The organism is Arhodomonas sp. KWT (genome assembly GCF_010993615.1).
Genome location: NZ_WNXE01000104.1, coordinates 2,136 through 10,626 on the forward strand (window position 1 = coordinate 2,136; position 8,491 = coordinate 10,626).

Sequence of the window (8,491 nt, forward strand, 5' to 3'; positions counted from 1 at the left end):
CTGCTGGTGGGCCATACGGACACGGTGTTCCCCGCGGATTCCCCGTTCCAGTCGGTCTGGCGGGAGGGGCCGCGGCTGCGCGGCCCGGGCGTGGCGGACATGAAGGGCGGGCTGGTGGTGATGCGCGAGGCGCTCCACGCGCTTGAGTCCGGCCCGGCCGCGGGGCGCATCGGCTGGGAGGTGATCCTCAACCCCGACGAGGAGATCGGCTCGCCGGTATCCGCCCCCGTGCTGGAGGCCGCGGCCGCCCGTCATCGGGCCGGCCTTGTGTTCGAGCCCTCGCTGCCGGACGGCACGCTCGCCGGGGCCCGCCGGGGCAGCGGCAACTGGACCGCCGTGTTCGCCGGCCGCAGCGCCCATGCGGGCCGTGAGCACCACCTGGGCCGCAACGCCGTCGCCGCGGCGGCCCGCTTCATTACCGCCATCGACGGCCTGAACGGCCAGCGTCCCGGTGTCACCGTGAATCCCGCCTTCGTGCGCGGTGGCGGTGCCAGCAATGTGGTCCCCGACCGGGCGGTGGTGCGCTTCAACGTGCGCGTCACCGATGACGACGATGCGACCTGGGTGACGCATCAGCTCGACCGGGCCGTCGCCTCGGTCCATGCGCCGCCGGACTACACCGTGGCCCTCCACGGCGGCTTCTCGCGCCCCCCGAAGCCCATGAGCGCGGGCCAGCAGACCCTTCTGGACGCACTGAGGGCCTGCGCCGAGGTCACCGGCGGGACCCTCGACTGGGCCCCCACCGGGGGGTGCTGCGACGGTAACAACCTCGCCGCCGCCGGGCTGCCCAACGTCGACACCCTGGGCGTGGTCGGCGGCGGTATCCACAGCGACAGCGAATACATGGAGATCGACTCCCTGGTCGAGCGTGCCGGGCTGGTGGGCAGCCTGCTGGTGGCGCTCGCGACGGGGGACGCGGCGTTTCCGGAGGGCGGCGATGCACGTGATCCGGCCGGTCCGTGAGACCGATATCGATGTCCTCTGCGAGCTGGTGACGGGCACCGGCGTGGGCATGACCTCGCTGCCCCGGGACCGCGATTCCCTGGCGCGGCGGGTGCAGACGTCGCTGGAAACCGTCGAGGCCGGGCCGGCGCGGCTGGCCGATGCTGAGCGGGCGCTGCTGTTCGTGCTCGAGAACCTGGACACCGGCGCCGTGGTCGGCACCACCGGTCTGCACACCGGCATCGGCCTGAGCGAGCCGTTCTACAGCTATCGGGTGAGCACGGTGGTGCATGCCTCGCCGACCCTGGGCGTGCACCGGGTCATCCCCACGCTGTACCTCAACAACGACTACACCGGTGGCACCGAGGTGGGCTCGCTGTTCCTGCACGCCGGCCACCGCGGCGGCGGCCTCGGGCGGCTGCTGTCGCGCTCGCGGCTGCTGCTGCTTGCCAACCACCGCGAGCACTTCCCGGAGAAGGTGATCGCGGAGATGCGCGGTGTCACCGACGCCCGCGGCCGTTCGCCGTTCTGGGACGGCCTCGGCCGGCACTTCTTCTCCATGCCCTTCCGCCGGGCGGACTACCTCACCGGCACCCGGGGCAAACGCTTCATCGCGGAGCTCATGCCGCGCAATCCGATCTACGTCCCCCTGCTGCCGACGGCGGCGCAGGAGGTCATCGGCGAGGTCCACCCGGATACCCGCCGGGCCCGGACGCTGCTGGAGGCGGAGGGTTTCCACTACGAGGGTTACGTGGACATCTTCGACGGCGGCGCGACCCTGGAGGCGCGTATCGGCGGCATCGACGCCGTGATACGCAGCCGGGCCCTGCGCCTGACCCCGGGGCAGCCGGCGGCGGGCAGTCCCCAGTGCCTGGTGGCGACCATGCGCTGGTCCGCCTTCCGCTGTGTGCTCGCGCCGCTGGAGGTGCGTGGCAACGAGGCAGTGGTCGACGAGGCGGTGGCCGGGGCACTGGCGGTGCCGTCGGGGGAGACGGTCCGCGCGGTGCCGGTGGACCCGGATGCGCGGCACATGCACTGGCTCGGGAGGGCACTGGATGAGTGACGCGTCGCTGTATATCGACGGGGCCTGGACGGCCGGACGGGGCGAGGCGGTCACCTCGCTGGACCCCGCCACCGGCGAGGCCTGCTGGCAGGGGAGGGGCGCAGACGCCGCCCAGGTCGATGAGGCGGTGGCTGCCGCGCGTGGCGCCTTCCCGGCGTGGGCACGGCTGTCCGTGGACGAGCGCACCGGAGTCGTGGAGCGCTTCGCCGCGATGCTGCGCGAGCGCCGGGAGTCGCTGGCGGGGGTGATCGCCGAGGACACCGGCAAGCCCCTGTGGGAGGCCCGCGGCGAGGTCGACGCGATGATCGCCAAGGTCGCGATCTCGCGCCAGGCGCGGGACGAACGTACCGGCGAGCGCGTGCTCGCCGAGTCCCCGGTGCGCGCCGAGCTGCGCCATTGCCCCCACGGCGTGATGGCGGTGTTCGGGCCGTTCAACTTCCCCGGGCACCTGCCCAACGGGCACATCGTGCCGGCCCTTCTGGCCGGCAACACCGTGGTCTTCAAGCCCAGCGAACAGGCCCCGGCGGTGGCGGAGGCCACCGTGCACGCCTGGGTCGAGGCGGGCCTGCCGGCCGGCGTGATGAATCTGGTGCAGGGCGGTGCCGACACCGGCCGGGCGCTCGCCTCGGCGCGGGGGATCGACGGGCTGCTGTTCACCGGCAGCGAGGCCACGGGGCTGGCCCTCCATGAGGGCCTTGCCCGTCAGCCGCAGAAGATCCTGGCCCTGGAGATGGGCGGCAACAACCCGCTGGTGGTGCTCCCGGGGGCCGATCCGCGGGCGGCGGCGCTGCTCACGCTGCAGTCGGCCTTCGCCACCGCCGGCCAGCGCTGCAGCTGCGCCCGGCGGCTCTACCTGCCACGGGGCAGGGAAGGCGACCGGCTGCTGGAGGCACTGACCGGGGCGGCCCGTGCGCTGCGGGTGGGCGATTGCGACGACGATCCCGAGGTGTTCATGGGGCCGGTGATCAGCGACGCGGCAGCGCGCGTCCTCGTCCACGCCCAGGAGCGTCTGGCCGCCCTGGGCGGCCGGGTGATCGAGCCGCTCGCCCACCTGCGCGAGGGCACCGGTCGGGTGCGCCCGGGACTGGTGGACGTGGAGGGCATCGACGTCCCGGACGAGGAGTGGTTCGGCCCGCTGCTGCGGGTGAGCCGGCACGACGGGCTCGACGACGCCATCGCCCGCTGCAACGACACCCGTTTCGGCCTGTCTGCCGGGCTTATCGGTGGCGACGCGGCGGCGTTCGAGCGCTTCCGCAGCGAGGTCCGGGCCGGCGTGGTGAACTGGAACCGGCCGCTGACCGGGGCGAGCTCGGCGGCACCGTTCGGCGGCGTGGGCGTGAGCGGCAATCATCGCCCGGGCGCCTACTATGCCGCGGACTACTGTGCCTATCCGGTGGCCTCGCTGATGACCGAGGCACCGGCGCTGCCGGAGACGCTGCCTCCCGGGGTGACGCTGTGACCGCACGGGAGGTGAATTTCGACGGCCTCGTGGGGCCGACCCACAACTATGCCGGACTCGCCCGGGGGAATATCGCCTCGATGCGCCATGCCGGGCTCGTGGCCAACCCCCGGGAGGCGGCGCTGCAGGGCCTGGAGAAGATGCGCGCGCTGGCCGACCTCGGTGTCGCCCAGGCGGTGCTGCCGCCCCACGAGCGCCCCTGCCTGTCCCTGCTGCGCGGTGTCGGTTTCACCGGTGATGACGCCCGGGTGCTCGAGCGCGCGGCCGCCGATGCCCCGCGGCTGCTCGCCGCCGCGAGCTCGGCGGCGGCGATGTGGACCGCCAACGCGGCCACCGTCTCGCCCTCGGCGGACACCGCCGACGCCCGGGTGCACTTTACCCCGGCGAACCTGGTGAGCCAGCTCCACCGCAGCATCGAGGCGCCGACCACGGCGCGGGTGCTGCGCGCGATCTTCCCCGCGGGGCCCCGGTTCGCGCATCACGAGCCGCTGCCCGCCACGCCCGGCCTGGGCGACGAGGGCGCGGCCAACCACACGCGTTTTGCCGGCACCCCTGGTGCCCCCGGCGTCTCTCTGTTCGTCTTCGGCGGCGACGGCCAGGCCGGGCCGCAGCGCTATCCGGCACGCCAGGCCCGGGCGGCGAGCGAGGCGGTGGCCCGCCTGCACGGCCTCGATCCGGCCCGCGTGGTCTTCGCCCGCCAGGACCCGAAGGCCATCGATGCCGGCGTGTTCCACAACGACGTGATCGCCGTCGGCCACGAGCGGCTGCTGTTCGCCCACGAGCGGGCCTTCGCCGAGCACGACGCCGTGCTGGAACGCCTTGCCGGGGCGGTGCCCGGGCTCGATGTGGTGGAGGTCCCGGAGCGGGACGTGCCCCTGGCGGATGCGGTGGCGTCGTACCTGTTCAACAGCCAGATCGTGACCACCGGGGCGGGGGAGCGCGCGCTCGTCGTGCCGGAGTCCTGCCGGCGGGTGCCGTCGGTGGCGGCCTACCTGGCCCGCTGCGAGGCCCACGGCGCACCGTTCGCCCGGGTCGTCTACCGCGACGTCCACCAGAGCATGCGCAACGGCGGCGGACCCGCCTGCCTGCGGCTGCGGGTGGTGCTCACCGACGAGGAGGCCGCGGCGTGCGCGCCGGGCGTATGGCTGGACGCCGACCGCCACGGGCGCCTCGCCGACTGGGTCCGCCGGCACTACCGGGACCGCCTCGCCCCCGCCGACCTGGCGGACCCGCAGCTGCTCACGGAGTCCCGCGCGGCGCTGGACGAGTTGACGCGGCTGCTCGGGCTCGGCAGCGTTTACGCCTTCCAGCGCGCCGGCGCATGAGTCCCCCCGATCAGCAACGAGGAGTCCAATGACCACATCGCATCCCGATCGCGCGTTCTACGACACCGTCATGGTGCCCAACTACAACCCCGCCGGGGTGATCCCGGTGCGCGGGGAAGGCTCCCGCGTGTGGGACCAGCAGGGCCGGGAGTACCTGGACCTGGCCGGCGGCATCGCCGTGACCGCGCTCGGCCATGCCCACCCGAGGCTGGTGGCCGCGCTCACCGGCCAGGCCGGGCGGCTGTGGCACGTCGCCAACGTGTTCGCCACCGAGCCGGCGATGACCCTGGCGGGCCGGCTCACGGAGCTGACCTTCGCCGACCGGGTGTTCTTCGCCAACTCCGGCGCCGAGGCCAACGAGGCGGCCCTCAAGCTCGCGCGCCGCTATGCCTACGACCGCGGCGAGACCGCGCGCACGGAGATCATCGCCTTCGAGCAGGGCTTTCACGGGCGCACGCTGTTCACCGTCACCGCCGGCGGCCAGCCCAAGTACACCGAGGGGTTCGGACCGTTGCCGGGAGACATCCGCCATGTGCCCTACAACGATATCGCCGCGCTGGAGGCCGCGGTCTCCTCGCGCACCTGCGCGGTGCTGGTCGAGCCGGTGCAGGGCGAGGGCGGCGTGACCCCCGCGGACGCGGAATTCCTCGCCGCGGCCCGCCGGGTCTGCGACGAGCACGGTGCGCTGCTGATCTTCGACGAGGTCCAGACCGGCGTCGGGCGCACCGGCGATCTCTACGCGTACATGGGCTATGGCGTGGAGCCCGACATCCTCACCACCGCCAAGGCGCTGGGCAACGGCATCCCGATCTCCGCGATGCTCACCCGCGAGGCGGTGGCGCAGGTCTTCCAGCCGGGGACCCACGGCAGCACCTATGGCGGCAACCCGCTCGCCTGCGCGGTAGCCGCGGAGGTGATCGATATCGTCTCCCAGCCGGACGTCCTCGCCGGGGTGCGTGAGCGCGGCGAGCGGTTGCGGGCCGGGCTGGAGCGCATCAACGCCGCCCACGGCTGTTTCGCGGAGATCCGCGGCCGCGGGCTGCTCGTCGGTGCGCAGCTGGTGCCGGAGTGGGCCGGACGCGCGCGGGATATCCTCCGGGCGGCCCTGGACGAGGGCGTGCTCACGCTGATCGCCGGGCCGGACGTCGTGCGGCTCGCTCCGTCGCTGATCATCCCGGAGGCCGAGGTGGACGAGGCCCTGGTCCGCCTGGAGCGCGCCGTCGCGCGGGTGGCCGGGGCCTGACGCGGCCGTGCCGCTGGTATAGTAGTCGTCTGAACGGCTTGCGCGAGGGCGTCATGGAATATCTTCCGGAGTTCCTTACGGTGGCGACGGTCCATCTGCTGGCGGTGGCCAGCCCCGGTCCGGATTTCGCCGTGGTCGTGCGCGAGAGCGTCGGCCACGGCCGCCGTCTGGGGGTGCTCACCAGCCTCGGCGTGGGCACGGGCATCCTGGTGCACGTCGCCTACTCGCTGCTCGGCATCGGGCTGATCGTCTCCCAGTCGATCCTTGCGTTCACGCTGATGAAGTATCTCGGCGCGGCCTACCTGGTATGGCTCGGCGTGCGCGCGCTACGCGCCCGTCCCGCGGACGCGGCGACGGATTCGGTCGTCGCGCGGCGGGCTGCACCGGCGGCGCACCGGGCGTTCGTTACCGGCTTTCTCACCAACGGCCTCAACCCCAAGGCCACGCTGTTCTTCCTCTCGCTGTTCTCGGTGGTGATCAGCGCGGACACGCCGCTGGCTCTGCAGGTCGCCTACGGCGGATACATGGCGGTGGCGACGGCGGCGTGGTTCTCGCTGCTGGCCGTGGCCTTCGGTCATGCCCGGGTGCGTGCCGGCTTCGCCCGGCTCGGCCACTGGTTCGAGCGCATCATCGGGGGTGTGCTGATCGCCCTCGGGGTGAGCATCGCGGCCGCGGGGGCGCGCCGGGTGTGAGCGGGGCGGATGACGGGATCCTCGTGCTCGCCACCGGTGGTACCTTCGACAAGGTCTACGCCGACGCCCTGAGCGAGTTCCGCGTGGGCGAGCCGCAGGCGCCGGGGATCCTCGAGCAGGCCAGGGTGGATGTCGCCTGGCGGGTGGAGGCCGTCCTGGCGAAGGACAGCCTGGAGCTCACCGACGCCGACCGCCGGGCGCTGCGCGCGCGTGTCGAGGCCTCCGGTGCCCGCCGGGTGATCATCACCCATGGCACCGACACCATGGCGGAGACCGCCGAGGCCCTGGCGGGCGGTGACGGGCGCACCATCGTGCTGGTCGGCGCGATGCAGCCGGCGCGCATGCGCGAGACCGATGCGCCGTTCAACCTGGGCTTCGCGCTGGCGGCGGTGCAGCTGCTCGTCCCGGGAGTCTATATCGCCATGAACGGCCGCGTGTTCGAGGCCGGGCGGGTCCGCAAGGACCGCCGTGCCGGCCGTTTCGAGGCCACGCCGCCCCGGGGCTGATCCGCCGGGGCCGGCGATGGTCCCGCCTTCCCGGTATCCGATGACAGAGGAGTCGCGACGGTGGAATGGGCCGTTGCCCCGGAGTTCTATCTGCTGCTGGCCGCGGTGGGCTTCGCCGCCGGCTGGCTCGACGCCATTGCCGGCGGGGGCGGCCTGATTGCGCTGCCGGCACTGCTGCTGAGCGGCGTGCCACCGCTCAACGCCCTGGCGACCAACAAGCTCCAGGGCACGATGGGGGCGTTCACCGCGGCGGCGAGCTATGTCCGCCAGGGCTGGGTGGACCTGTCCTGGGCGCGGGGGCTGATCGTCGCGTCGTTCGTCGGCGCGGGGGCGGGTACGCTGCTCGTACAGTACATGGACAATGACGTCGTGGAGCGGCTCCTGCCGCTGCTGCTCGTGGTGATGGTGCTCTACTTCGCCTTCTCGCCGCGGCTCGGCGATCTGGAGAGCGAGCCCCGGATGGGGCGGCTGGGCTACGGGCTCACGGCGGCGCCGGCCATCGGCTTCTACGACGGCTTCTTCGGCCCGGGCACGGGCTCGTTCTTCACCGCCTCGGCGGTAGCGCTCCTCGGTGCCAGCGCCCGCCGTGCGGTGGCGCTCACCAAGGTGCTGAACGTCACCAGCAATATCGCCTCGATGATCCTGTTCATCAGCGGCGGCTATGTCCTCTGGGGCGTGGGCGCGGCGATGATCGTCGGTCAGCTCGCCGGTGCGGTGCTGGGCGCGCGCATGGCGATCCGGGGCGGCGTGGCGCTGATCCGCCCGCTGGTGGTGCTGGTCTGTCTCGCTATGCTCGCGCGCATCGTCTGGGCGCGTTTCCTCTGAGCAACCCCGTCGCCGGAGCGTACGGTTCCGGCCGCTGCCGGTAGCCGTTAGGCTGGCACCTTTCGATCAGCCCGCATGTCTTATCGGATCGCCCTGCGATCGGCGCGGCGTGGCGGATGCCGGTGTTCACGCATCGGCACGCGCGGGCGGCCCGCCGGTGATCGGGGCCATTCGGCCGGGGTGACGGATGCGGGCCGGAGGAGGGCGGAATGCGCATCTCGGCGAGATGGCTGGGACGGCTGATGAATCTCTGGCCGCCGTTTCTGGGTGCCGGCATACGCGTGCGCGAGATCACCCCCGACTGGCGGCGGGCGGTGGTAGCGCTGCATCACCGGCGCTGGACCAGCAATTATGTTGGAACGCACTTCGGCGGCAGCCTGTTCGCCATGACGGATCCGTTCTACATGCTGTTGCTCCTGCACAGCCTGGGATCGCG

General features: G+C 72.8%; 9 protein-coding genes. All 9 read left to right on the plus strand.

Going from position 1 to position 8,491, the window contains the following annotated elements:
- Positions 1–963 (plus strand): hydrolase (locus G7A99_RS13385; protein WP_163140909.1); only part of this gene is annotated, 963 nt, incomplete at its 5' end.
- On the plus strand, positions 938–2,005 hold the full coding sequence (locus G7A99_RS13390; protein WP_163140912.1) for an arginine N-succinyltransferase: 1,068 nt from the start codon (positions 938–940) through the stop codon (positions 2,003–2,005). The genes G7A99_RS13385 and G7A99_RS13390, both read left to right, overlap by 26 nt.
- Positions 1,998–3,464 carry a succinylglutamate-semialdehyde dehydrogenase gene (astD, locus tag G7A99_RS13395; RefSeq protein WP_163140915.1) on the plus strand — a complete coding sequence of 489 codons (1,467 nt, stop codon included), beginning with the start codon at positions 1,998–2,000 and terminating at the stop codon, positions 3,462–3,464. Before G7A99_RS13390 ends, astD begins: the two co-directional genes overlap by 8 nt.
- Positions 3,461–4,789, plus strand: coding sequence for an N-succinylarginine dihydrolase (gene astB, locus G7A99_RS13400; RefSeq protein WP_163140918.1), 1,329 nt, complete (start codon positions 3,461–3,463; stop codon positions 4,787–4,789). The genes astD and astB overlap by 4 nt, the downstream gene beginning before the upstream one ends.
- A gap of 28 nt (positions 4,790–4,817) precedes the next feature.
- On the plus strand, positions 4,818–6,032 hold the full coding sequence (locus G7A99_RS13405) for an aspartate aminotransferase family protein (protein WP_018718315.1): 1,215 nt from the start codon (positions 4,818–4,820) through the stop codon (positions 6,030–6,032).
- 53 nt (positions 6,033–6,085) lie between these two features.
- Positions 6,086–6,724, plus strand: coding sequence for a LysE family transporter (locus G7A99_RS13410; RefSeq protein WP_163140921.1), 639 nt, complete (start codon positions 6,086–6,088; stop codon positions 6,722–6,724).
- On the plus strand, positions 6,721–7,230 hold the full coding sequence (locus G7A99_RS13415) for an asparaginase domain-containing protein (protein WP_205599850.1): 510 nt from the start codon (positions 6,721–6,723) through the stop codon (positions 7,228–7,230). Before G7A99_RS13410 ends, G7A99_RS13415 begins: the two co-directional genes overlap by 4 nt.
- A 60-nt stretch (positions 7,231–7,290) precedes the next feature.
- Entirely contained in the window at positions 7,291–8,055 is a 765-nt protein-coding gene (locus tag G7A99_RS13420; RefSeq protein ID WP_018718318.1) for a TSUP family transporter, read from the plus strand.
- 209 nt (positions 8,056–8,264) lie between these two features.
- Positions 8,265–8,491, plus strand: a 227-nt coding sequence (locus G7A99_RS13425; RefSeq protein ID WP_163140924.1) for a DUF4442 domain-containing protein, incomplete at its 3' end; no start/stop codon positions are given.